The 25,183-nt window shown below is 65.3% G+C and carries 20 protein-coding genes and 2 pseudogenes; 8 read left to right on the forward strand and 14 right to left on the reverse strand.

The annotated features are described in order from the left end of the window. Positions 1-113: 113 nt before the first annotated feature. The 6 genes and pseudogenes from ABE459_RS09345 to ABE459_RS09370 form a co-directional block, all read right to left on the reverse strand. Positions 114-695: a DUF3156 family protein gene (locus ABE459_RS09345; protein ID WP_323831060.1), complete on the reverse strand. Its 582-nt coding sequence runs from the start codon at positions 693-695 to the stop codon at positions 114-116. Continuing rightward, positions 676-2,175, reverse strand: coding sequence for an APC family permease (locus tag ABE459_RS09350; RefSeq protein ID WP_110993868.1), 1,500 nt, complete (start codon positions 2,173-2,175; stop codon positions 676-678). The genes ABE459_RS09345 and ABE459_RS09350 overlap by 20 nt, the downstream gene beginning before the upstream one ends. 264 nt (positions 2,176-2,439) lie before the next feature. Then, a pseudogene (locus ABE459_RS09355) lies at positions 2,440-2,748 on the reverse strand (methyl-accepting chemotaxis protein); the annotation flags it as partial. Continuing rightward, positions 2,731-3,399 (reverse strand): annotated as a pseudogene (locus tag ABE459_RS09360) (PAS domain-containing protein); the annotation flags it as partial. The pseudogenes ABE459_RS09355 and ABE459_RS09360, both read right to left, overlap by 18 nt. Positions 3,400-3,501: 102 nt before the next feature. Beyond that, complete coding sequence (locus ABE459_RS09365) at positions 3,502-4,428, reverse strand: p-hydroxyphenylacetate 3-hydroxylase reductase component (RefSeq protein ID WP_323831059.1); 927 nt, start codon at positions 4,426-4,428, stop codon at positions 3,502-3,504. A 196-nt stretch (positions 4,429-4,624) separates the two neighbouring features. Continuing rightward, positions 4,625-5,794 (reverse strand): p-hydroxyphenylacetate 3-hydroxylase oxygenase component, encoded by a 1,170-nt coding sequence (locus tag ABE459_RS09370; RefSeq protein ID WP_323831058.1) that lies wholly within the window; start codon positions 5,792-5,794, stop codon positions 4,625-4,627. Positions 5,795-6,120: 326 nt separating this feature from the next. Between ABE459_RS09370 and ABE459_RS09375 the strand changes: the two genes are divergently transcribed. From ABE459_RS09375 to ABE459_RS09400, 6 genes are all read left to right on the forward strand, one after another. Further along, complete coding sequence (locus ABE459_RS09375) at positions 6,121-7,608, forward strand: aldehyde dehydrogenase family protein (RefSeq protein WP_323831057.1); 1,488 nt, start codon at positions 6,121-6,123, stop codon at positions 7,606-7,608. Next, positions 7,605-8,261 carry a LuxR C-terminal-related transcriptional regulator gene (locus ABE459_RS09380; RefSeq protein ID WP_323831056.1) on the forward strand — a complete coding sequence of 219 codons (657 nt, stop codon included), beginning with the start codon at positions 7,605-7,607 and terminating at the stop codon, positions 8,259-8,261. Before ABE459_RS09375 ends, ABE459_RS09380 begins: the two co-directional genes overlap by 4 nt. A 76-nt stretch (positions 8,262-8,337) precedes the next feature. Beyond that, positions 8,338-9,156: a molybdenum cofactor biosynthesis F family protein gene (locus tag ABE459_RS09385; protein WP_323831055.1), complete on the forward strand. Its 819-nt coding sequence runs from the start codon at positions 8,338-8,340 to the stop codon at positions 9,154-9,156. Continuing rightward, positions 9,153-9,944, forward strand: a complete 792-nt coding sequence (locus tag ABE459_RS09390; protein WP_323831054.1) for an SDR family oxidoreductase — start codon at positions 9,153-9,155, stop codon at positions 9,942-9,944. Before ABE459_RS09385 ends, ABE459_RS09390 begins: the two co-directional genes overlap by 4 nt. Then, positions 9,941-10,708 carry an SDR family oxidoreductase gene (locus ABE459_RS09395; protein WP_323831053.1) on the forward strand — a complete coding sequence of 256 codons (768 nt, stop codon included), beginning with the start codon at positions 9,941-9,943 and terminating at the stop codon, positions 10,706-10,708. Before ABE459_RS09390 ends, ABE459_RS09395 begins: the two co-directional genes overlap by 4 nt. 150 nt (positions 10,709-10,858) lie before the next feature. After that, entirely contained in the window at positions 10,859-12,172 is a 1,314-nt protein-coding gene (locus ABE459_RS09400) for a hypothetical protein (protein WP_323831052.1), read from the forward strand. 1,059 nt (positions 12,173-13,231) lie between these two features. Here the strand turns inward: ABE459_RS09400 and asd are convergent. The 5 genes from asd to leuC all read right to left on the reverse strand — a co-directional run bounded on the left by asd (position 13,232) and on the right by leuC (position 18,528). After that, positions 13,232-14,344, reverse strand: coding sequence for an aspartate-semialdehyde dehydrogenase (gene asd, locus ABE459_RS09405; protein WP_125463257.1), 1,113 nt, complete (start codon positions 14,342-14,344; stop codon positions 13,232-13,234). 60 nt (positions 14,345-14,404) lie between these two features. Then, the gene (gene leuB / locus ABE459_RS09410; protein WP_110996458.1) at positions 14,405-15,487 is read right to left on the reverse strand and encodes a 3-isopropylmalate dehydrogenase; all 1,083 of its coding nucleotides are present in this window, start codon (positions 15,485-15,487) and stop codon (positions 14,405-14,407) included. 53 nt (positions 15,488-15,540) lie between these two features. Next, on the reverse strand, positions 15,541-16,305 hold the full coding sequence (locus tag ABE459_RS09415) for a class I SAM-dependent methyltransferase (RefSeq protein WP_323833316.1): 765 nt from the start codon (positions 16,303-16,305) through the stop codon (positions 15,541-15,543). Positions 16,306-16,453: 148 nt separating this feature from the next. Continuing rightward, on the reverse strand, positions 16,454-17,098 hold the full coding sequence (gene leuD / locus ABE459_RS09420) for a 3-isopropylmalate dehydratase small subunit (RefSeq protein ID WP_125463255.1): 645 nt from the start codon (positions 17,096-17,098) through the stop codon (positions 16,454-16,456). Continuing rightward, positions 17,095-18,528 (reverse strand): 3-isopropylmalate dehydratase large subunit, encoded by a 1,434-nt coding sequence (gene leuC, locus ABE459_RS09425; protein WP_125463254.1) that lies wholly within the window; start codon positions 18,526-18,528, stop codon positions 17,095-17,097. Before leuC ends, leuD begins: the two co-directional genes overlap by 4 nt. A gap of 130 nt (positions 18,529-18,658) precedes the next feature. On the opposite strand from leuC, the gene ABE459_RS09430 reads away from it, so the two are divergent. Continuing rightward, a complete protein-coding gene (locus ABE459_RS09430) occupies positions 18,659-19,537 on the forward strand; it encodes a LysR family transcriptional regulator (protein ID WP_125857912.1) in 879 nt (292 codons plus the stop codon). Between the two features lie 62 nt (positions 19,538-19,599). After that, complete coding sequence (locus ABE459_RS09435; protein WP_125463252.1) at positions 19,600-22,896, forward strand: PAS domain S-box protein; 3,297 nt, start codon at positions 19,600-19,602, stop codon at positions 22,894-22,896. 174 nt (positions 22,897-23,070) lie between these two features. Here the strand turns inward: ABE459_RS09435 and ABE459_RS09440 are convergent, their stop codons facing one another. The 3 genes from ABE459_RS09440 to ABE459_RS09450 all read right to left on the reverse strand — a co-directional run bounded on the left by ABE459_RS09440 (position 23,071) and on the right by ABE459_RS09450 (position 25,157). Next, a complete protein-coding gene (locus ABE459_RS09440; RefSeq protein WP_110996452.1) occupies positions 23,071-23,514 on the reverse strand; it encodes an Hsp20 family protein in 444 nt (147 codons plus the stop codon). 184 nt (positions 23,515-23,698) lie between these two features. Then, positions 23,699-24,670, reverse strand: a complete 972-nt coding sequence (locus tag ABE459_RS09445; RefSeq protein WP_323833311.1) for a tRNA-dihydrouridine synthase — start codon at positions 24,668-24,670, stop codon at positions 23,699-23,701. Positions 24,671-24,722: 52 nt separating this feature from the next. Beyond that, positions 24,723-25,157, reverse strand: coding sequence for a thioesterase family protein (locus tag ABE459_RS09450; RefSeq protein WP_125463250.1), 435 nt, complete (start codon positions 25,155-25,157; stop codon positions 24,723-24,725). Positions 25,158-25,183: the final 26 nt, after the last annotated feature.

Here is a 25,183-nt window from a genome sequence, read left to right on the forward strand (position 1 = left end):
TACTGGGGCTGCTTTGCCGCCCTATCGCGACACAAGGCCGCTCCTACCGGGGTATGCGATCGCCTGTAGGAGCGGCCTTGTGTCGCGAAAGGGGCGCGCAGCGCCCCCCAATTTCAAAACTCGCGAAGGATACGCTGCAGCGCCTCGAAGACCTGCCAGAGATGCCTGCGCTGATCAGCGCTGAGCGGGATATAGCGGCGAAACGCGGGCACCCGGTTGACCACTTCACTGGCCCCCATATGCTCCAGGGTGACCTGCCACTGGCCACCCGCGCAGCCAATGCTCAGGCGCTTGAAGTCCAGCGGCATCAGCGCTGCCTGCAAGGCACTGTCGCCGCCGATACGCGCCTGCAGCAGGTCGAACAAAGCCTTGTCACCACCCCGCTGCCGACAGGCCAGGCCCGTACGGCGCAATGCCCCGCGGTGATGCATGTCCAGCTGCACCGTGCCCTGCCCCGAGGCAGGCAGGCACAGGCGGAACTCGCACATCACCAGGTGCATCAGCAGGTGGCTTTCGGTGCGTTCACGCACCTCGACCACTGGGCCATCCTGCCGGTAGGTAAAGGTGAGCGGAGCTGCCCCGGATTGCAAATCCGTCAAACCGAGGTTGCGCTGCAGCCGCGCCAGGGTCGCCCCCGGCCGGTAGCCGGCCGGGGCGCGGGGGCCAGTCAGGCGTTCAAGCCAGCTTGCCGACATGCTGCACCTGCTCGCTGTGGAAGTGGCCAGGTTCGGCGCCGAACTCTTTCTCCAGCACATCCTCGACCCGCGCCGGCTGAAACGGGTTGACCTTCTGCACGCAGAGGGTCCAGAACAGCGCATAGGCCGCCGTAGCGCCCAGCATCACGGCAAACGGCACATACACATCGGCGGGGTTCATGCCTGGCGGGGTGATGAACCACATGCCCAGCAAGATGCCGATGCTGGAGACAATCTGCGGCAGCGGGAACAGCGGCGAGCGATAGGCGCGCGGCAGGTCCGGGCGGCGAATGCGCAGGATCACCACCGACAGCGTCACCAGCAGGTAGGCCGTGCTCCAGGCGCACACCGCCGCCAGCACCAGGTGCAGGATGTTGTCGGTGTTGCCGCCCAGGTACCAGGCGTGCAGGCACGGGATCAGCGCCACCACCAGGATGCACAGCAGCGGCGTCTTGAAGCGCGGGTGCAGGTAGGTGAACACCTTGGGCAGCGCCCCATCCACGGCCATGCCGTAGAGAATCCGCGGCACCCCGGCCATCAGTGTGTTGATGGTGGCCGCACCGGCGAACAGGAAGCCGATGCCCAGCCACACCGGGCCGATATCGCCCATCACCTGCTCGGCGAAGCGCGGGATGGCCATGGGGGTGTCCAGCAGGTGCACGCCGCTGGCGGCGTCGAGCAGCACGTTCTCCACCTGGCGCTTCATCGCTGCGCCGTAGATGAACATGCAACTGGCCACGCCGAACAGGCCCAGGGCCATGGCCTTGGGCATCACCCAGGCCGAACGGCGCAGCTCCGGGGCCAGCGGCGTGACGAACTCGCAGCCGACGAACATGAACATGGCCATGCCCACCAGCGAGAGGATGGTCATCAGGTCGGTGCCGACCATCGATACGCCGAACGGCCCTTCCAACTGCACCGCCGGCGCCGCCAGCAGGCCGAGTACGCCGAACACCATCAGCGTGGTCCACATGCCGAAGGTCAGCACCACCTCGGCGCGGCCGAAGGCGCTCACGCCAAAGGCGTTGAGCACGCCGAACGCCAGCACGAAGCCCACCCCCAGCAGCCAGGAGCCGCCGGCGGATTCGGCGAGGGTATTGAGGTGCTCGAAGTTCACCAGCGCCATCACCCCCGAAAGGATGGTCTCGGCGGTGCCGGCGAACACATGCACGATCAGGTAGGCCGACAAGGTGCCGGTGATGGCGAAGAAGCGGCCCAGGCCGCAGTTGATGTAGTCGTACACGGAGCCGGTGGTCGGCAGGATCGCCGCCGCTTCGGCGAAGGTGGTCGACTGCGCGAGCATCATCACGGCCGCAATCACCATGGCCACGGCGAAGGCGCTGCCGCCGATGCCGAAGCCCATGGTGGCGGTGAGGATCACGGGGCTGGCCATGATCAGGCCGACGGTGCTGGCCAGCGCGGTGGGGAAACCGACGCTGCCGCGGTTGAGGTGCTCGGTGAGCTTATTGTTGATTGTCATGGGGTGGGCCCTGGCTGGACGAGGGAAAGATGACGGCTTGCCGGGCGCGCCGCAAGTGCTGGCGATCCGGCGGTGCAAGGTTTGCGACCGCATCGCCGGCAAGCCGGCTCCCACAGAGGTCATGCAAAACACCTGTGGGAGCTGGCTTGCCAGCGATGCAGGCAACACCATGTTGCTGTTCTAGCGCGATCACTTTGACTTTCCCCACCACAGCGGTCTTGCCACTGCCTGCCGCCTTGCTTGTTGCTGGCTGCCAGTTCAGCCCTGCAACATCGCCTGGATCTGCTGGGTGGCCTGGCGGGTGCTTTCGGCGAGTTTCTTCACTTCGTCGGCCACTACCGAGAAACCACGCCCCACCTCCCCGGCCCTGGCGGCCTCGATGGCCGCGTTCAGGGCCAGCAGGTTGGTCTGTTCGGCAATACTGCGGATCACCCCCACGGCGGTGGCGATCCGGGCATAGGTGGCCTCGTTGTGCGCCTGCAACTGCTGGTGGCTGGCCTGGGCATTGCGTTCGTCGCTGATGTCGCGCACAGCGCCCAGCACGCGTACCAGCACCCCTTGCGGGTCACGCACCGCACGGCCGCGTTCGCGGCACCAGATGTAGCCGCGCTGTTTGTGGCGCATGCGGTACTCGAACACGTATTCGCCGCTGGCATGCACGCCCAGGATCTCGCGCTCGAAGATGGCCATGATCTGCGCCAGGTCGTCAGGGTGGGTAATGCCGACCTGGGCATCCCAGCCATCGGCCAGCTCCTTAGGGCCGTAGCCCATCACCGCGCGAAAGGCATCGGACAGGCGCATGCGACTGTGCGGATGGTGCACGTCACCCTGGGCGACCTCGATATCCCAGGTGCCCTCGGTCAAGGTGGTTTGCAGCAGGCTCCAGAAATGCGCCTGGCGCTGGTGCCCTTCGCTGGCCTGCAGCTGTTGATCCAGTTGTTCACGCAGCAGCGCGCATTCGCCCTGCAACTGCTGTTGTGCCGCTTGCTGCTGCGCGTGCATCCGTTGCTGGCTGGCCAGCGTTTCGCCCAACAACTGCAGCTCTTGTGCCTGCGCTTGCAGCTCCCGCGCCTGGCCTTGGCGCTGCTGCTCCAGCGTTTGCAGGGCCTGCAACAAGGGCGGGTGGCGGCGCACCTGCACCAGGCTTTCGGCAATCTCGCCACGGCCAAAGCGGGTCAGCGCCTCGGCCAGCGTGGCCACCCAACGTTCATTGCGAAACAGCATTCACGCCCCCTTGAACCATCGAACAAAAGCGCGAGTTCAACCCAAGTCGGCGGCCGCCGTCTTGCGCCGGCCTGCCGTTGGCTTGACCTTGGCTGCCAGGGTTCAGCGGCTGATGATCGCCTTGAGCACGGTCTTGAAGGTTTGAAGCTGTTCCTCGCTGAACTGGCCGAACACCTGATCCTGCTGGGCCTTGGCAATGCTCCACAGCCCTTCGGTCTCGATACGCCCGGCCTCGGTCAGGCACACCCGGCCGTTGTCGTCGGTGACCAGCCCCTTGCGGGTCAGGTTGGCGATGGCCTCGCTCACCTCGCGCTCGGGCATCGCCACTTCGCCCAGCAGTTCGGCCTGGGCCAGCCCGGCGTCGTGCTCCAGCACCATCAGCATGCGTGCCTCGCTGGTGCGCAGGCCGGTGGCCAGCTGGCGCGGCTGGTAGCTAGCCTGGTAGGCGCGCAGGGCTTGGGTCATCAGGTAGTACAGGTTGTGCTGCAAACGGCCCTGGAAGTGGCTGCTGGCCGGCGCGCCTTCCGTACGGCGGGTCATCCGCGTGTGCGGCAGAACCATGGAATAGGCGCCCTGGTGGTACAGCAGCGGCGAGCGGCCGAGGTCGTCGAAGGCCAGCACCTTGCCGACCAGGATCCAGTGGTCGCCGCCATCCAGCTGCTGGAACTTCTGGCAGCGAAAGCGCGCCGCGCAGTCGGGCAGCAAGGGCGCGCCGCCCTCACCTGCCTCGTAGTCGATACCGGCAAAGCGGTCGTCACTGGGACGGGCGAAGGTATTGGACAGGTCGATCTGGTCAGCGGCCAGCACGTTGACGGCGAAGTGCTCGGCGGCGTCGAACACGGCGTGGCTGCTGGAGCGTTTGTCGATGCTCCAGAGAATCAACGGCGGGTCGAGGGACACCGAGTTGAAGCTGTTGGCAGTGACGCCGACCTTGTTGCCGGAGGCGTCGGCGGCGGTGATCACGGTGACGCCGGTGGCGAAGTTGCCCAAGGCGCGGCGGAAGGCACGGGTATCGAAGGGGGTGGACATGCAAGGCTCCAGTTCTTGTTATTGAGGGGGCCGTGGCAGGCCCATGTATCGCGGTCGTTGTAGGAGCGGCCTTGTGCCGCGAAAGGGCTGCGCAGCAGCCCCAGCAATCTTTGAATGAATGCCAAGAAACTGGGGCCGCGCTGCGGCCCTTTCGCGGCACAAGGCCGCTCCTACAGGGGGCGTGGCGGCCTGGTGATCAGGTCATCGCCGGATCCGGATCCAGCCCCATCAGCTCACGGCCGAGTATCTGCGCGCAGACGTCGTAGTCGGTGTAGGCGTGGGCACCGGTCATGTGCGCATCGCGGAACAGCCGCTGCATCTCGCTGCTGTCGAACCAGGCGCCGCCACCGGCAGCTTCCATCAGCCGGTCCACGGCCTGGATGCACAGCTTTACCGCATAGCCCTGGTTGGTGCGCCAGTAGGCCAGCTCGGTACGGGTCGGGTATTGGTGGCGTGCGCTGAAATCGGCGATCTGCTCCCAGCTCTTCTCCAGCAGCGCGCGGGCCGCGGCGACCTGGTGGGTCGACTCGGCCAGGCGCATCAGCGCCGGGGTGGCCGCGCCGACCGCCGCGCCGGTGTAGGCCCGCACGCGGTTGCGGGTCTTGTCCTTGAACGCTTCGAGCATGCGCTCGGCGATGCCTAGGCTGACGGTGGAGAAGCCACTGGCGAAGTACGGGCGGTACGGGTTGAAGTAGATCGCGCTGTCCGGGTACAGGCCGAAGCCCGCCGAGGTGCCCTCCATCATGTCCTTGGCCTTCTGGATGCGGTGCTCGGGCACGAAGGCGCGCTCGACCACCAGGGTGCGGCTGCCACTGGCTCGCATGCCGGCGGCGAACCAGTCGTCGCGGATCTGGTAGTCGCTGCGCGGCAGCACGGCGAAGCAGTAGTCCTGGCCGCCCTGCGGGTTGGCGCGGCGAAAGCCCATGATCGCCCACTCGGCATGATCGCAGCCGCTGCTCCAGCCCATCTCGCCGCTGAACAGCACGCCGCCCTCGACCTCTTCGGTGCGGCCGAACGGGGCGATGCTGCTGCTGGCGGTGGCGTGCGGGTTGTCGCCCCAGACTTCGTCCTGCAGTTGCTTGGGGAACATCGCCAGTTGGTGGCTGTGGGTGCACAGCAGGCTCATGGCCCAGGCGGTGCTGGCGCATGCGCCGGCCAGGGCGGCGATGCATTCGGCGAACTGCGGCAGGCTGATTTCCAGGCCGCCGTAGGGCTTGGGTAGGAAGGCCTGGTGCAGGCCGATGCCTTTGAGCAGGGCAATGTTTTCGGCGGGCACGGTACGCTCGCGCTCGGCCTGGTCGGCGCGGGCGGCGATGGCCGGCAGCAGGGGCTTGAGGTCTTCGAGCAGGGAGTTTGGCTTTTTCATGGTCTGGCTCATTGTTATTGGACCCTGGCGAGCGCTGCCTGGTGATGGCTGCTCGCTGATGAATGCCGGGTCAGTATGGGAGCCTGGGGCACAGTGGAAAATGCAACTTCCGCACCTCGGATTGTATTTTTCATGGGGTGGCTTTGTGACTGGCAGGCAGGATCATGGGGGTGGCAGGGGCAGGCAAGAATCGAGGGGGATCGGCCTTTAATCTGGGGGGTATTGAAGATTGCCGGGGCCGCTGCGCGGCCCTTTCGCGACGTAAGGCCGCTCCTACACGGGGTTCGGCGTGTACCGCAAGCCATTCATTGCCCGGAGCACCACGCATGAGCGACATCCCCCTCCTCCCCAGCGTTACCGCGTTCCTCGCCCGCCACCACGGCCTTTACATCCACGGCCAGGCCATCGCCAGCCAGTCGAGCGCCAGGATCAAGGTGGTCAACCCGGCCAATGGCGAGGCCATCGCCGAAGTGGCCGACGCCTGCCAGGCCGATGTCGAGCTGGCTGTCGACTCCGCCCGCCAAGGCTTCAACGCCTGGTCGCGAACCAGCCCCGCCGCCCGCGCCGCGGTGCTGTTCAAGCTGGCTGACCTGCTCGAAGCCAACCGCGAAGAGCTGGCCCAGCTGGAAACCCTGCAATCGGGCAAGCTGATCAACATCGCCCGTGCCTTCGAGGTGGAACAGGCCGCGCACTTCTTGCGCTACTACGCCGGCTGGGCGACCAAGATCACCGGCCAGACCATCACCCCGTCGCTGCCTTCGTTTGCCGGCGAGCGCTACAGCGCCTTCACCCTGCGCGAGCCGATCGGCGTGGTGGTGGGGATCGTGCCGTGGAACTTCGCCACCATGATCGCCATCTGGAAGCTCGCCTCGGCCCTGACCACCGGCTGCAGCATCGTGCTCAAGCCCAGCGAGTTCACCCCGCTGACCTTGCTGCGTATCGCTGAACTGGCCACCGATGCCGGCCTGCCAGCGGGCGCGCTCAACGTGCTGACCGGCGGCGGCCTGGTGGGCAAGGCGCTGGTCGAGCACCCGGGCACCGACAAGGTGTCGTTCACCGGCTCCGTGCCCACCGGCATCGCCGTCGGCCAGGCAGCCATGGGCGCCAAGCTGACCCGCGCAACCCTGGAGCTGGGCGGCAAGAACTCGGTGGCGTTCCTGCCCGATGTCGGCATCGACAAGGCGGTGGACGGCATCATCGAGGCGGGCTTTCTGCATTCCGGGCAAATCTGCGCGGCCGGCGAGCGCTTCTTTGTCCATCGCTCGCGGATCCAGCCGATGCTCGAAGCGCTCTCGCACCGTTTGGGGCAGTTGAAAACCGGCTCGCCACTGGATGAGAGCACCCAGTTCGGCCCTGTCGCCAACAAGCCACACCAGCTCAAATTGGCCGAGCTGTTCGCCACCGCCCGCGCCGAAGGCAGCCAGATCATCCACGGCGGGCGTATCGGCGACGGCCCGGGCTGCTTTGTCGAGCCTACGGTGATCCTCGCCAACAGTGCCGCCGACACCCTGCTAAACCAGGAAACCTTCGGCCCGGTGGCGACCTTCCTGCCGTACGACGACGAAGAGCAACTGCTGCACCTGATGAACGCGACGCCCTACGGCCTTTCCGCCAGCCTGTGGAGCAACGACCTGGGCAAGGCCATGCGCCTGATCCCGGAGATCCAGGCCGGCACCCTATGGGTGAACATGCACACCCTGCTCGACCCGGCGGTGCCCTTCGGCGGCATCAAGGCCTCCGGCATCGGCCGTGAGTTCGGCTCGGCGTTCATCGACGACTTCACCGAACTCAAGTCCGTGATGATCCGCTATTGAACCCGCACGACAACCTGGGCCGATACTGCCTGCAGGCGTTCAGCCAGCAGGTGCCGGCGGCGCTGGCGGCGTTCTACCGCATCGATGCCGGGCAGCAGGCCTGCGATTTCCTGTTGCAGGACCTGCAGGCGCCCATGCATGCGCGCTACTTGCAGCACTACCGCGCCTACGACCCGCTGCAACCGGCGCGCTGCCTGGCCATCGGCACGCCGGTGGTATCGCTGCGCCAGGGCCTGGCCCACCTGCCCGAAGCCCAGGGCAACACCTACCGGGGTTTCCTGGCCCGGCACCAGGTGGTGGATGTGGTGGAGATCATCGCCCAGGTCGGCGGCCGGCCGCTGGCCGGAGTGTCGCTGTTGCGCTGCGCAAGCCAGGGCGAGTTTCGCCCTGACGAGCTGCAGCGCCTGCTGCCATTGCACGGGCTGATGCAACTGGCGGTGGCCAGCCAGCCCCTGGCGCCAAGGCCGGCAGCGGTCGAACTCACCCCCCGCGAACGGCAGATCGCCGAACTACTGCGCCAAGGCCACAGCAACAAGCTGATCGCCCGGGCGCTGGAGGTCGGCCTGCCCACCGTCAAAACCCACCTGATCAACCTGTTCCGCAAGCTCGGGGTGAGCAACCGTACCGAGCTGGTGGCGTTGCTGTTCCTGTGACTCAACCTTCCGGTTGATACCGGGCCGCAGCGCCGCGTTGCACCCTGTGGGCACCTAAACCCCAGGAGTCACGCACATGTCCAAACCCTCCGACTGGATCACCGTAGGCGCCCTTGCCGAGGGCTTCGCCCCGCAAGCCTTCATCCTGCCGCAACGCGCCGACCTGAGCGGGCGCAGCCTCACCCTGTACTTCGCCAATGGCTGGCTGATCGAGCACCGTTTCGACGCCGATCAACTGCACTGGCACGCCGCCGACGGCCACAGCCAGGGCTCGGCCAGCTACCGCGCCACCTCGGTGCGCGACGGCATCTACCTGGTGGATTTCATCAAGCACGAAGGCGGCCAGGCCTGGTCGGTATCGCTGGTGCTCGACACCCTCAGCCAATCCTTCACTGCCGTGCTTGGCCGCCTGCCGGGCCAGGCCCGCACCCAGCGTGGCCTGTACGACCTGGCCCTGGCCGGTGAGGCACTGACCGGTGTCGAAGCCACGTTCCTGCACGGCACCCTCGACCGCCCCTGGCAGGACGGCGCCTGCCCACACGCGCCGACCCGCGAGCTGGTAGGCCTGCGCAATCACTACCGCTACAGCCCGACCGAGGAGTACGAACACATCTACCTCAACCCCGACTACTACAGCTGGCAGTGCCTGAAGGGCGTCGAGCAGGGGCTGTGCGACACCGACCGCGCCCACTACTACAAGATCGCCGAACAGCTGTATCTGTTCGTCTGGTGCGAGAAGATCGTGCCGACCCTGGGTCTTGTGATGATCGACCTGCAGCAGCATCGCAGCGACGGCAAGATCTTCGGCTACGAGGGCGGCAGCTTCGATGCCCTGGCCAACTTCCCGGTGTCGTCGTATTGCCGGGTGCTCAACCGCACGGAGTACCCGCAGTGAGCCGCAGCGTGCTGATCACCGGGGCTGGCAGCGGCATCGGTGAAGCCTGCGCCCTTCGCCTGGCAGCCCAGGGCTGGCAGGTGGCGCTGGTGGGCCGTCGCCGCGAGGCGCTGGAGCGTGTCGCCCAGGCTACTGGCGGCCTGGTGCTGGCGGGGGATGCGGCCGACAGCGCCACCTGGCGCGGCTTCATCGAACAACTGGACGCGCGTTTCGGCGGGCTGGACGCCGTGATCGCCTGCGCCGGTGGCCATGGCCTGGGTCGGGCCACCGAAACCAGTGACGAAGCCTGGCAGACGGCACTGCGCAGCAACCTCGACAGCGCCTTCCACACCGCCCGCGCTTGCTTGGCGCTGCTGATGCGCCGGCGCGGCAGCCTGGTGCTGCTGGGGTCCATCGCGTCGTTGGCCGCCGGGCCCGAGGTGTGCGGCTACACCACGGCCAAGCACGCACTGGTCGGCCTGAACCGTTCGCTGGCCCGCGACTACGGCCCGGCCGGCGTACGGGTGAACTGTGTATGCCCAGGCTGGGTGCGCACGCCCATGGCCGATGAGGAAATGCAGGTGCTGATGGCCCATCACCAGGAAGACCTCGACGCGGCCTATCGCAGGGTCACGGCCGACGTGCCGCTGCGTCGCCCGGCCAGCAGCGACGAGATCGCCGCCGTGTGCGAGTTCCTGGTCAGCCCGGCGGCGAGCATCGTCACCGGCGCGGTACTCACCGCCGACGGCGGCGCGACCGTGGTCGATGTGCCCACCCTGCCCTACACCCGCCTGGCGCCACAGCCATGAGCGCCCGCTTCGATTTTCAAGGGCGCACGGTACTGGTGACCGGTGCTGCGGGTGGCATCGGCCAGGCCATCGTCGAGGGGTTTGCCCATGCTGGAGCGCGGGTGATTGCAGTGGACCTCGACCCGGCGGCACTGCGCCAGGTGGTCAAGGTGCAGCTCGCCCTGGGCCATGAGGTCGAGGGGCTGGCCGTGGACCTCGCTGACGAGCAGGCAATCGCAACCCTGCTGGCCGGGCTGGAACGCCTGGACGTGCTGGTACACAACGCGGCGTATTTTCCGCTCACACCCTTCGCCGACATCACCCCGGCTCTGCTGCAACGCACGCTGGCGGTCAACCTGGGCGCGCTGTTCTGGCTGACCCAGGCGGCGCTGCCGTTGTTCCGTCGCCAGGGCGGCGGCTGCGTGCTGGCCACCTCATCGGTGACCGGCCCGCGAGTGGCCTACCCAGGCCTGAGCCATTACGCCGCGTCCAAGGCCGGGGTCAATGGTTTCATCCGCAATGCCGCGCTGGAGCTCGCCCCCCTGAACGTGCGGGTCAACGGCGTCGAGCCGGGCATGGTGCGTACCCCGGCCATGGGCAACCTCGGCGACCCGGCCCTCAATGCGCGGATCGCGGCCGGGGTACCCCTCGGCCGCCTGGGCGAACCCAGCGATATCGCGGCGGCGATGCTGTTCCTCGCTTCAGATGCGGCTGGCTACATCACCGGCCAGACCCTGATCGTCGATGGCGGCGCCACCCTGCCCGAAACCCTGGCCAGCCCCTGAACCGCCCTGGCGGCGACGTGCAAGTGCGCTGGCAGCCACGGGCAAGACCCGCCCCGGCGATCCACGCGCTAATGGTCCGTCGCTTCAGACACCTCTGCCTCCACAACAACGCGGCACTCAAGACCGCACACAACAAACGAGGAACGATCCATGCGTCTCACTCCACGTCGCACCGCGCTGGCCACCGCCCTGGCGCTGCTGGTCAACAGCCAGGCCAGCTCGGCCTACGAGCTGTATGCCGACGACGACACCCACCTGAACGCCGACATGCTGGCGGTGTGGGGCATGTTCAACAGCCGCCACAACTACGACGGCACCCCCGGCGGCTCGACCTGGCGCGAAGGGTTCATCAAGTACGGCCTGAGCGGCGACCAGGGCCTGGCCGGCAATGGCAGCCTGTATGGCGCGCTGAACTGGGTCAGCTCCGGTGCCTGGGGCGATGGCGATGCCGGCGGCAACCAGGATGGCAGCGAACGCACCACCAAGATCGAGGATGCCTACCTGGGTTGGCGCTCGGGCGACCTGTTCCCGCTGTTGGGCAAGGATGGCGTGGATGTCTCCGGTGGCCGCCAGGTAATCAGGCTGGGCAACGGTTTCCTGATCAATGATGACGGCCCCAACCTCGGCAAGGGCCCGGCCGATGGCCAGCTCAACCGCGGTGGCGGCTTCTATCTGGGTGCCCGTCACGCGTTCGATCGCACGGCCATGTTGCGCCTGGGCGGTAACGAGGGGCTGCACGGCAGTGTGTTGTGGTTGAAGTCCGATAACCGAGCGCAGGCCGAGACCGAGTTGGCTGCCGGGACCCTGGACTACACCAATGAGCTCGGCACCCTGGGTTTGACCTACATCCACGGGATCGACGTTGCCGACCAGTGGGCCAGCGAGTTCCAGAAGGCCCGCGAAGGCATGGACGTTTACAGCTTGCGTGGCGAAGGCAGTGCCGGGCTTGAGAACACCCGGCTTGCCTTTGAGTACGCCTGGCAGGACAAGCGCGGCGGCCACGAAACGGCCTGGTACGCCGAGGCGGGCTACACCTTCGCCGAGGCGCCCTGGGCGCCGCAACTGACCTACCGCTACACGCGTTATTCAGCAGGCTGGGATTTGCTGTTTACCGGGCTTTCCAGTGGTTATGGCACCTGGATACAGGGTGAAGTGGCGGGCAACTATGCCGGGCCGTTCAATACCAATAGCGGGATTCACCATATCGGGCTCAAGGCCACGCCGCGGGACAACGTCACGGTCGGGGCGTTGTTCTTTGACTTCAATACGGTGCGAACGCGGGACACGCTCGATCTCGATGCCCAGGAGCTGGATGTGTATGTGGAGTGGGCGGTGAATGAGCACCTGATCGTTACGCCGCTGGTGGGGTTGTTCAAGCCGCGCAAGGATGAGAGCAATGGGGGAAATCAGGTGGGGAGTGGGACCAATGTTTATAGCCAGTTGACGGTGGCTGTGCCGTTTTGAGGGTGTAGGTGGGTGCTTCGGCTTCGGCTTCGGCTTCGGCTTCGGCTTCGGCTTCGGCTTCGGCTTCGGCTTCGGCTTTCAGAGTGCTTGTTTTGATAGATGTATGCACATTCAGCGGCGATGGCGACTTTTAGTCACCTTTCCGCCCTTACGGCGGCCTACTTTGGTCTTGGCCAAAGTAGGCAAAGCCGCCTGCTCCCATCATACGGCCCCTGCGCTTCGCTCCGGGGTCCCCTCGCTCCGGTGCCTTCCGGGCCCGCGCGGCCTACGACTTGCTGCGCAAGTCTACATCTCGCGCCTTCGGCTACGCCGAAGGGTGCTGCGCACCAGGGCCCTACAGTCACCTCCACTCGGCCTCCTGAAGTCGCAATTTGTGTTGCCTGGACTATTGCGCGCTTAGAAGCAAAAGCAAAAACAGATCAAAAACAGATCAAGAGCAGATCAAGAGCAGATCAAGAGCAGATCAAGAGCAGTAATGCGGCTATCTAGGTTTGGCTGTTGTTTCTGTGTTGTTTGTTCGGGCCCTATCGCCGGCAAGCCGGCTCCCACAGGTACAGCGCAAGGCTGAAAGTTCGCACTAACCTGTGGGAGCTGGCTTGCCAGCGATTGCAATCCTGAGATTCCAACTAACCCTACTAGCGACAGCTAACGCCAGCCCAGGCGCCGCCCCTAACTTCGCGACTTCAGGAGGCTGAGCGTAGGCGTCTGGAGGGCCCTGGTGCGCAGCACCCTTCGGCGCAGCCGAAGGCGCGAGATGTAGACTTGCGCAGCAAGTCGGAGGCCGCGCGGGCCCGGAGGACGCCGGAGCGAAGGGACCCCGAAGCGCAGCGTAGGGGCCGTATGATGGGAGCGAGCGGCTTTGGTTACTTTGGCCAAGACCAAAGTAACCCGCCGTAAGGGCGGAAAGGTGACTATGCGTCGACATCGCAAATGAATGCGCATAAAACTTCCAAAACAAACCAACAAACCAATAAACCAACAACTAACCCAGCCCCATAAAAAAACCCGCACCACTCTCATGGCACGGGCTCTTTCAAACCACAAATCAACCCAGAACGATCAACGCTCCAGCAAAATCCGCAGCATACGACGCAGCGGCTCAGCCGCGCCCCACAGCAGCTGGTCACCCACAGTGAAGGCCCCCAGATACTGCGACCCCATGTTCAGCTTGCGCAGACGCCCAACCGGAATATTCAGCGTGCCAGTCACCTTGGTAGGGCTCAGCTCCTGCATGCTGATCTCACGCTGATTCGGCACCAGCTTCACCCAAGGGTTGTGCTGGCTGATCATGCCTTCGATATCGGCCAGCGGCACATCCTTGTTCAGCTTGATGGTCAGCGCCTGGCTGTGGCAACGCATGGCGCCAATGCGCACGCAGATACCGTCGACCGGGATCGGGCTCTTGAAGCGACCGAGGATCTTGTTGGTCTCGGCCTGGGCCTTCCACTCTTCGCGGCTCTGGCCGTTCGGCAGTTCCTTGTCGATCCACGGGATCAGGCTGCCGGCCAGCGGCACGCCAAAGTTCTCGGTCGGGTAGCCTTCGCCACGCATGGCTTCGGCAACCTTGCGGTCGATGTCGAGGATGGCGCTGGCCGGGTTGGCCAGGTCATCGGCAACGGCCGCATGGGTGGCGCCCATCTGCTTGATCAGTTCACGCATGTTCTGCGCGCCGGCACCCGAGGCCGCCTGGTAGGTCATCGCGCTCATCCACTCGACCAGGCCGGCTTCGAACAGGCCGCCCAGCCCCATCAGCATCAGGCTGACGGTGCAGTTGCCGCCGATGTAGTTCTTGGTGCCGGCATCCAGCTGCTGGTCGATAACCTTGCGGTTGACCGGATCGAGGATGATCACGGCGTCGTCCTGCATGCGCAGCGACGAGGCGGCGTCGATCCAGTAGCCCTGCCAGCCCGCTTCACGCAGCTTGGGGAAGACTTCGTTGGTGTAGTCGCCGCCCTGGCAGGTCAGGATGACATCGAGGGTCTTGAGCTCTTCAATGTTGTAGGCGTCCTTCAGCGGGGCAATATCCTTGCCCACGTTCGGACCCTGGCCACCCACATTGGAGGTGGTGAAGAACACTGGCTCGATCAGGTCGAAGTCCTGCTCTTCGAGCATCCGCTGCATGAGCACGGAACCGACCATTCCACGCCAACCGATCAGACCTACACGTTTCATCGCAACTACACCTTTGCTAAAAGTGGGCCGCCACCAGGTTTTGGTGGCGGGCCAGAGAGATTACAGATTCCGCAGCGCTGCGACTACTGCGTCGCCCATTTCCTGCGTACCGACTTTGGTGCAACCGGCAGACCAGATGTCACCGGTGCGCAGGCCCTGGTCCAGGACCAGGCTGACCGCCTGCTCGATGGCCTCGGCCGCCGCCTGCTGATTGAAGCTGTAGCGCAGCATCATCGACACCGAGAGGATGGTTGCCAGCGGGTTGGCGATGCCCTGCCCGGCGATGTCCGGGGCCGAACCGTGGCACGGCTCGTACATGCCCTTGTTATTGGCATCCAGCGATGCCGAAGGCAGCATGCCGATAGAACCGGTGAGCATGGAAGCTTCATCCGACAGGATGTCGCCGAACATGTTGTCGGTGACCATCACGTCGAACTGCTTGGGCGCGCGCACCAGCTGCATGGCGGCGTTGTCGACGTACATGTGGCTCAGTTCGACGTCCGGGTACCCCTTGGCCACGTCCTCGACCACTTCACGCCACAGTTGGCTGGAAGCCAGGACGTTGGCCTTGTCCACCGAGCACAGCTTCTTGCCACGCACGCGGGCCATGTCGAAACCGACGCGGGCGATGCGGCGCACTTCGCTTTCGCTGTATGGCAGGGTGTCGTAGGCCTGGCGCTCGCCACCCTCCAGTTCGCGCTGGCCGCGCGGAGCACCGAAGTAGATGCCGCCGGTCAGTTCGCGGACGATGAGGATGTCCAGGCCGGAGACGATTTCCGGCTTCAGCGACGAGGCATCGGCCAGTTGCGGGTAGAGGATGGCCGGGCGCAGGTTGGCGAACAGGCCCAGTTGCGAACGGATCTTCAGCAAGCCGCGCTCAGGACGGATGTCACGCTCGATCTTGTCCCACTTCGGGCCACCCACGGCGCCCAGCAGCACGGCGTCGGCCTGGCGTGCACGCTCCAGGGTCTCGTCGGCCAGCGGCACACCGTGCTTGTCGATGGCAGCGCCGCCGATCACGTCGTGGGCGAGGCTGAAGCCGAGCTGGAACTTGTCGTTGGCCAGCTCCAGCACCTTGACCGCCTCGGCCATGATTTCCGGGCCGATGCCATCACCTGGGAGAATCAGAATCTGCTTGCTCATGCTTTCCTCTATCCATCAAAGCGACGCGGCCGCCTCGGCCCCGTCGTGAATAATCAGCGTTCGGCCCAGAGTACCAGCACATCGGTGCTGAACGAGCCATCGGCCTCAATCTGGTAATACTGCCGCACTTCCTCGCCCATGGCTTGCTGCAACTGGCGGATAGCCACGCGCAGTGGGTCGGGGGTACGCATGCGCTCGACCCAGGAGTGCCATTCCAGGCGCAGGCGCTGACGAGTGTGGCTGCGCACATGCAGGCCGGCCTCGCTGACCTGGCGCTGCCATTCGGCGGCGCTGTAGTCGCGTACGTGGCTGGTGTCGCGCAGCACTTCGACCGTCTGCAGGTAGGTATCGAGCAGCGGGCTGCCTGGCGACATGACATCGATGAAGGCCGCCACCCCGCCCGGTTTCAGCACCCGGCGCACTTCACGCAGGGCCAGGCCCAGGTCGCTCCAGTGGTGCGCCGAATAACGGCTGAACACATGGTCGAAGCTGGCATCGGCGAACGGCAGGCGTTCGGCGGCGCCACGCGCGGTGGTGATGTTGCCCAGGCGGCGCTCGGCTGCCGCAACGGCCACCACGTCGAGCATCGACTGCGAGAGGTCGTAGGCCACCACTTCACCGACCAGCGGTGCGACGTGGAAACTGACATGACCGGCACCACAGCCCAGGTCCAGCACACGGGCATGGCCCTGCCCCGCCAGCTCGGCCTGCAGCAGGGCAAATTCGCTGCCCTGGGCGTGCACGGCGCTGCTGAGGTAGGCGCTGGCCTGTTCGCCGAACTGGCGCTGAACCACGTCGGTGTGGGTGGTGCTGGTCATGGGTCAATCCTTTTGGTTTTTTACTGCCTGTTCCGGCCTCTTCGCGGCTGAAGCCGCTCCCACAGAGAAATCACAGGTCGCGAGGACTGCGTTGCTCCTGTGGGAGCGGGTTTACCCGCGAAGAGGCCGGTACTGTCACCTACAAACTTCAGGCATCGCGGAACAGCCAAGGCTGGCTGGCGCGGTGCTTGCCTTCGAATGCCTTGATCGCGTCGCTGTCCTGCAGGGTCAGGCCGATGTCGTCGAGGCCATTGAGCAGGCAGTGCTTGCGGAACGCGTCGATCTCGAACTTCAGCACCTTGCCATCCGGACGGGTCACGGCCTGGGCATCGAGGTCGATGGTCAGCTGGTAGCCTGGGTTGGCTTCGACCTGCTTGAACAGCTCGTCGACTTCAGCGGCATCGAGAATGATCGGCAGCAGGCCGTTCTTGAAGCTGTTGTTGAAGAAGATGTCGGCAAAGCTCGGCGCGATCACGCTGCGGAAGCCGTACTCATCCAGCGCCCATGGCGCGTGCTCGCGGCTGGAGCCGCAACCGAAGTTCTCACGCGCCAGCAGCACGCTGGCACCTTGGTAGCGCTTGTGGTTGAGCACGAACTCTTCGTTGACCGGGCGCTTGCTGTTGTCCTGGTAGGGCTGGCCCACGTCCAGGTAGCGCCACTCGTCGAACAGGTTGGGGCCAAAGCCGGTGCGCTTGATCGACTTCAGGAACTGCTTGGGGATGATCTGGTCGGTATCGACGTTGGCACGGTCCAACGGCGCAACGAGGCCAGTGTGCTGGGTAAAGGCTTTCATGCTGCGCTCCCTTGGATCAACTCGCGGACATCGATGAAGTGGCCGGTCACCGCGGCGGCGGCGGCCATGGCCGGGCTGACCAGGTGGGTACGACCACCGGCGCCCTGGCGGCCTTCGAAGTTGCGGTTGGAGGTGGACGCGCAGTGCTCGCCGCTCTCCAGGCGATCCGGGTTCATCGCCAGGCACATCGAGCAGCCAGGCTCACGCCATTCAAAGCCGGCTTCGAGGAAGATCTTGTCCAGGCCTTCACGCTCGGCCTGGGCCTTGACCAGGCCCGAGCCCGGCACAACGATCGCCTGCTTGACGCTGGAGGCAACCTTGCGCCCCTTGGCGATTTCGGCCGCGGCGCGCAGGTCTTCGATGCGCGAGTTGGTGCACGAGCCGATGAACACGCGATCCAGCTGGATATCGGTGATCGCCTGGTTAGCGCTGAGCCCCATGTACTTCAAGGCACGCTCGATCGAGCCACGCTTGATCAGGTCGGCCTCGGCGGCCGGGTCCGGCACGCGCTGATCGACGGCCAGGACCATCTCGGGCGAGGTGCCCCAGCTGACTTGCGGTTTGATCTGGCTGGCATCCAGCTCGACCACGGTGTCGAACACGGCGTCTTCATCCGATACCAGGTCTTTCCACGACTCGACCGCTTGCTTCCACTGCTCGCCTTTCGGTGCGTACGGGCGGCCTTCGACATAGGCGACGGTGGTCGCATCGGTGGCCACCAGGCCCACACGGGCGCCGGCTTCGATGGACATGTTGCAGATGGTCATGCGGCCTTCCATCGACAGCTCGCGGATGGCGCTGCCGGCGAACTCCATGGCATGGCCGTTGCCGCCGGCGGTACCGATCTTGCCGATCACGGCAAGGACGATGTCCTTGGCGGTGACGCCGACAGGCAATTGGCCCTCGACGCGCACCAGCATGTTCTTCATTTTCTTGGCGACCAGGCACTGGGTGGCGAGCACGTGCTCGACCTCGGAGGTACCGATGCCGTGGGCCAGGGCACCAAAGGCGCCGTGGGTGGAGGTGTGCGAGTCGCCGCAGACCACGGTCATGCCCGGCAAGGTCGCGCCCTGCTCGGGGCTGATGACGTGGACGATGCCCTGGCGTTCGTCGTTCATCTTGAATTCGACGATGCCGTATTCGTCACAGTTCTCATCGAGGGTCTGCACCTGCAGGCGCGACACCTGGTCGACGATGGCCTCGATACCGCCCTTGCGCTCTGGCGTGGTCGGCACGTTGTGGTCGGGCGTGGCGATGTTGGCATCGATGCGCCACGGCTTGCGATTGGCCAGGCGCAGGCCTTCGAAGGCCTGGGGCGACGTCACTTCGTGGATGATGTGGCGGTCGATGTAGATCAAGGACGAGCCGTCATCGCGGCGCTTGACCTCATGGGCTTCCCAGAGTTTGTCGTAGAGCGTTTTGCCAGCCATCAGACTGTTCCTCATCAGCGTCTTTCTATGCCAAAGACCCCTTGGCTTGTACGGACGATGCTATGGCGATAGATTGAATAACTCAAATTCATAATTTTCATGCTTTGCATAACCATCAGGAATCTGAATCGTGGACCTGGCCAACCTCAGCGCTTTTATCGCGATTGCCGAAACCGGCAGCTTCTCTGGCGCGGCTGAACGCCTGTTCCTGACCCAGCCGGCCATCAGCAAACGCATCGCCGGGCTCGAGCAGCAACTGGACGTACGCCTGTTCGACCGGCTGGGGCGGGAAGTGAGCCTGACCGAAGCCGGCCGCGCCCTGCTGCCCCGTGCCTATCAGATCCTCAACGTGCTCGATGATACTCGCCGCGCGCTGACCAACCTGACCGGGGAGGTGAGCGGTCGCCTGACCCTGGCCACCAGCCACCATATTGGCCTGCACCGCTTGCCACCGGTGCTGCGGGCGTTCACTCGGCTACACCCGGCAGTGGCGCTGGATATCCAGTTCATGGATTCGGAAGCCGCCTACGATGAAATTCTCCATGGCCGCGCCGAAATTGCCGTGATAACCCTGGCTCCCGAGCCGCATCACCTGGTCAGGGCGACCCCGGTCTGGGAGGACGCCCTGGACTTCGTCGCCGCGCCCGAACACCCGCTGGCCAGCAGCGGCCAGGTCAGCCTGGCCGACGTGGCCCGACACCCGGCGGTTTTCCCCGGCGGTAACACCTTCACCCATCACATCGTCCAGCGCCTGTTCGAAAGCCAGGGCCTGACGCCGAATATCGCCATGAGCACCAACTACCTGGAAACCATCAAGATGATGGTTTCCATCGGCCTGGCGTGGAGTGTGCTGCCGCGTACTATGCTGGATGAGCAGGTGGCGTCCATCGCCCTGCCCGGCATACAGCTGTCGCGCCAGCTAGGCTACATTTTGCACACAGAACGCACGCTATCGAACGCGGCCAGGGCCTTCATGGCCCTGCTCGACAGCCACGCGGGGCCCGCCTGACCGGTCGTCAGTACGGCAGTACACTTCCCAAGGACGCGACATCCGCCAAAGGTCTGGTACCGATGCCCAAATCAGCAAACCGCTTTCCGCGCCTGCCGCGCATCCCTGCGGTCGATCCCCAGGAATCGGAGCAGGCCTGGCAGAATGCCCCGCAACTGCTGGCCGCACTCAACGGCGCGAAGCTGGGCGCCTGGCTTTGGGATATCGAGAGCGGCCGGGTCAGCTGGTCACGGGGCACCCAGGCACTGTTCGGTTTCGACCCCCAGCGCCCACTGCCCAACGATGTCGACTACCTCGACCTGCTGCCCGATGAAGACCGTGCCCGCACGCGCCAGGCGTTCCAGGCCGTGGTCAATGGCGAACCCATCGAGCAGGCCATGCGCCACCGCATCCGCTGGCCGGACGGCAGCGTGCACTGGCTGGAGATCAACGGCAGCCTGACCCACGACGTCCACGGTCGGCGGCAGATGATCGGGGTGATCCGCGAAATCACCCGCCAGCGCGAGCGGGAAACCGCACTGATCAACTCGGAAAAGCGCTTCGCCACCCTCTTCCACCTCAGCCCCAACGCCATCCTGCTCACCCGCCGCCATGACGGCCTGATCATCGAGGTCAACCAGCACTTCGAAGACATGTTCGGCTGGCCCGGCGCCCACGTGGTCGGCAAGACCAGTGTCGAGCTGGGCCTGTGGGTCAACCCCGAGCAGCGCCACCAGGTGCTGGAGGCCACCCGCGCCGGCAGCGGCCCGCTGACCATGGAGGTGCAGTTCCGCGCCACCAGCGGCAAGGTCCATGACGGCATCCTCTGCACCCAGGGCATAGAACTGGAAGGCATCACCTACCTGATCAGTACCTTTGTCGACACCACCGAGCGCAAACGCGCCGAGCAGGCGCTCAAGGACAGCCAGGAGCGCCTCGACCTGGCGCTGGACTCGGCCCAGCTGGGCACCTGGGACTGGCACATTCCCAGCGGCATGCTCTATGGCTCGGCCCGCGCCGCCCAACTGCACGGGCTCGACCCGGTGCCATTCCACGAGTCCTTCGATGCGTTCTTCGAAGGGGTGCCCGAACACGAACGCAACTCCATGCGCCAGGCTTACCGCAGCCTGCGCGAGGGGCCGGCCGGCAACTACCAGATCACCTACCAGGTGCAGCTGGATAACGGCGCCACGCGCTTTATCGAAAGCCGCGCGCGGCTGTACCGTGACGAGCAGGGCAAACCGCTGCGCATGGCCGGCACCCTGCTGGACATCACCGACCAGGTAGAGCGCGAACAACGCCTCACGGCCTCGGAAGAAAAATTCGCCAGCCTGTTCCAGGTCAGCCCGGACCCGATCTGCGTGACCCGCCAGGACACTGGCCAGTTCATCGAGATCAACCCGGCCTTCAGCCAGACCTTCGGCTGGAGCGCCGAGCAGGTGCTGGGCCGTACCGCCGAACAGTTGGGGCTATGGGCCGAGTCGGCCGAGCGCGCCCAGCGCATCGAACGGGTGATCCGCGACCAGGCCCTGAGCAATGTGGCGATCGGGGTCAACCACCGCAACGGCGGGCCCTTGACCTGCGTCATTTCCAGCCGCCTGATCAGCGTCGACGGCCAGGCCTGCAGCGTCACCACCCTGCGCGACATCACTCAGCAGCAGCGCGCCGAGGCGGCGCTCAAGGCCAGCGAGGAGAAATTCGCCAAGGCGTTCCATTCCAGCCCCGACGCCATCACCATCACCGAGCGGCGCAGCGGCCGCTACCTGGAAGTAAACGATGGGTTCTGCCGGCTGACCGGCTACAGCGCCAGCGAGGTGGTGGGCCGCACGGTCTATGAACTGGGCATCTGGGCCGACGACAAGCAACGCAGCGCCCTGCTCAACGAGCTCAAGGCACGCGGCCGGGTCCATCACCGCGAGATGCTCGGGCGCAACAAGCGCGGCGACATTCTCACCGTGGAAGTGTCGGTGGAGCCTATCAGCCTCAACGAAGTCGACTGCCTGTTGCTCACTGCACGGGATGTCAGCCTGCTGAAGAACGCCCAGGCGCAGATTCGCCACCTGGCCTACCACGACCCGCTGACCAACCTGCCCAACCGCGCCCTGCTGATGGACCGCCTGAGCCAGCAGATTGCCCTGCTCAAGCGCCACAACCTGCGCGGCGCATTGCTGTTCCTCGACCTCGACCATTTCAAGCACATCAACGATTCGCTCGGCCACCCGGTGGGCGACGCCGTGCTGAAGATCATCACGGCCCGCCTGGAGGCCAGCGTGCGCCTCGAGGACACCGTGGCACGCCTGGGCGGCGATGAGTTCGTGGTATTGATCAGCGGCCTGGAAGGCAGCCGCGAACTGGTGGAAAGCAAGGTCCGCGAGCTGGCCGACACCCTGCGCGAACTGCTGGCCGAACCCATGTCGCTGGATGGCCAGCGCCTGCAGGTGACACCCAGCATCGGCGTGGCGCTGATCCCGGACCACGGCGCCACCCCCGCCGACCTGCTCAAGCGCGCCGACATCGCCCTGTACCGGGCCAAGGATTCCGGGCGCAATACCACCCAGCTGTTTCACACCACCATGCAGAAGGCCGCCAGCGAGCGCCTGCGCATGGAGAACGACCTGCGCCTGGCGCTGGCCCGCGGCGAGCTGGCCCTGCATTTCCAGCCCCAGGTCGATGCCCGTGACAACCACATCGTCGGCGCTGAAGTGCTGTTGCGCTGGCACCACCCGCAACTGGGCCAGCAGCCGCCGGCACAGTTCATCCAGGTGCTCGAGGAGAGCGGGCTGATCCTGGAAGTGGGCAGCTGGATCCTCGACGAAGCCTGCGACGCCTGCGCGCGCATGCTCGAGGACGGGCTGATCGACGCCGACGATTTCAGCCTGTGCGTCAACATCAGCCCCCGTCAGTTCCGCCAGAACGACTTTGTCGCACGGGTGCTGCGCAGCCTCGACGACTACCGCCTGCCGCGGCACATGCTCAAGCTGGAGATCACCGAAGGCATCGTCATCCAGAACCTGGAAGACACCATCAGCAAGATGCGCGAGCTCAAACGCTTTGGCGTCAGCTTCGCCATGGACGACTTCGGCACGGGCTACTCGTCACTCACCTACCTCAAGCGCCTGCCGGTGGACGCACTGAAGATCGACCAGACCTTCGTGCGCGACGCGCCGGTTGACCCGAATGACGCCGAGATCGTTCGCGCCATCGTCGCCATGGCGCGCAGCCTGGGCCTGGCGGTTATCGCCGAAGGTGTCGAATTGACCGAGCAACTGGAGTTTCTGGAACGGCTCGGCTGCCATCTGTACCAGGGCTACCTGCACAGCCGGCCGCTGCCGCTGCCGGAATTCCGGCAGATGCTGCTGGAGGCGCCGGCGGATTATTGAGGGGTGTGCCTAGGGTTTATCGAGCGCTGTGGGAGCGGGTTTACCCGCGAATGCGTCCGCTGCCTCAACACCGCATTCGCGGGTAAACCCGCTCCCACAGGGTCTGTTGATTGCGCTATGCAGGGCACAAAAAAAGGGCACCCGAAGGTGCCCTTTCGTTCATCCCGTCCGAACTCAGTTCAGCGCAGGCTTGTCGCCATTGATCGGGATGCGCTTGGCCTTGGCTTCTTCCGGCACCACGCGCAGCAGTTCGATGCTGAGCAGGCCGTTGGCAAGGCCTGCGCCCTTGACCTCGATGTGGTCGGCCAGGCGGAACGACAGCTTGAAGGCGCGCTGGGCGATGCCCTGATGCAGGAAGGTGACGCCTTCATTGCCGTTATCGCGTTTGCCACCGGACACGGTCAGGACGCCTTTTTCGACCTGCAGGTCGAGGTCCTGTTCCTGGAAACCGGCAGCGGCAACCACGATGCGATAGTGGTCTTCACCATGCTTTTCCACGTTGTAGGGCGGGTAGCTGCTACCGGCCTCGTTGCGTGCTGCAGCTTCAAACAGGTCGTTGAAACGGTCGAAGCCGACGGAGTTGCGGAAAAGGGGTGCGAGAGAGAAAGCGGTAGTCATGGTCATAAACTCCTGAGATTCAGCAAGTAAGTCACTACGCGACCCGACTTCGGCATCGCGTACTCAAAGAGATATGGCCGGGCAAAACGCTTTCAAGGGCTCGACTAAAAATTTGCTTGCCATTCATCGCCGGCAAGGATGGCGCGAACCCTGTGGGAGCCGGCTTGCCGGCGATAGGGCCAGATCAGGCAACGCACTCCTCGAACACCTGCGACTCCACGCCCAGCAATCTGCTGATCCGCTGGCAATCATCCTCACGCCGCAACTCGGCGAACAGCAGCACCGCCTCGGGATAACCCCGGGTCAGCATCGCCAGCCACTGTTTCATGCGCCCCGGCGCATAGCGCGGCGACAGCTTGGCCTGCGCCTGTCGCCAGAACTCGCGCAGCAACGGCAGCAGCTCGTCCCAGCTCATCGGCTGGTAGTCACGGCCATCGCGGGCGGCCGCGATCTGCAGGGCCAGGTCCGGGCGCGACACCAGGCCGCGACCGAGCATGATGTCCTCGGCGCCGCTCACTTCACGGCAGCGTCGCCAGTCGTCGACGGTCCAGATCTCGCCATTGGCGAACACCGGCACCTTGACCACATCCTGCACCCGCGCCACCCACTCCCAGTGGGCCGGCGGCTTGTAGCCCTCGACCTTGGTCCGCGCATGCACCACCAGGTGCGCCGAGCCGCCTTCGGCCAACGCCGTGGCGCACTCCAGCGCGCCATCCGGGCTGTCGAAGCCCAGGCGCATCTTGGAGGTCACCGGGATATGCGCCGGCACGGCGCGGCGCACCTCACGCACGATGGCATGCAGCAGCTCCGGCTCCTTGAGCAGCACCGCCCCGCCACGCGATTTGTTGACGGTCTTGGCCGGGCAGCCGAAGTTCAGGTCGATCACCGGCGCCCCCAGCTCGCAGGCCAGCGCCGCGTTCTCGGCCAGGCACACCGGGTCCGAACCGAGCAGTTGCACACGCATCGGCACGCCGGCCGCGGTGCGCGCTCCCTGGCGCAGTTCCGGGGCCAGTTTGTCGAACGAGGATTCCGGCAACAGGCGGTCGCAGACGCGGATGAACTCGGTGACGCACCAATCGATGCCACCCACCCGGGTCAGGACGTCGCGCAGGATGTTGTCGACCAGCCCCTCCATCGGGGCCAGGGCAATTTGCATGTGAGGGTCTCAGGGCGCAAAAGGCGGCAGTCTAGCAAAAATCCGCCGCTTTTCAGTTGCCGATCAGCGCCGCGCCATAGCCGTCGAGGAACTCCGCCGGCATGCGCCTGGGTTTGCCAGTGGACAGCTCGATGCAGGCGAAGGTGGTGTGCGCGCGTAACAGAGTGACGCCGTCGCTCGGGCGCTTGAGCTGGAAACGCCGGGTCATGCGCAGGCGCTGGTCCCAGTCGACGATCCAGGTGGCCAGTTGCAGCTCGTCATCCTCGTAGGCGGCAGCGAGGTAGTCGATCTCGTGGCGCACCACGGCCATGGCCCGGTCCAGGCGACGGTATTCGGCCAGGTCCAGCCCCAGCCGCTGGGAATGGCGCCAGGCGCAGCGTTCGAGCCAAGTGACGTAGACCGCATTGTTGGCGTGGCCGAGGCCATCGATGTCCTCATTGCCGACGCGAAGGTCGATGGTGAATGGTGCCGCCAGATCCCAGCTCATGCCCGCTCCTGGTTGTTCGTGAACGG

It is taken from the genome of Pseudomonas sp. TWI923 (assembly GCF_039673365.1).
Lineage (GTDB): Bacteria > Pseudomonadota > Gammaproteobacteria > Pseudomonadales > Pseudomonadaceae > Aquipseudomonas > Aquipseudomonas sichuanensis.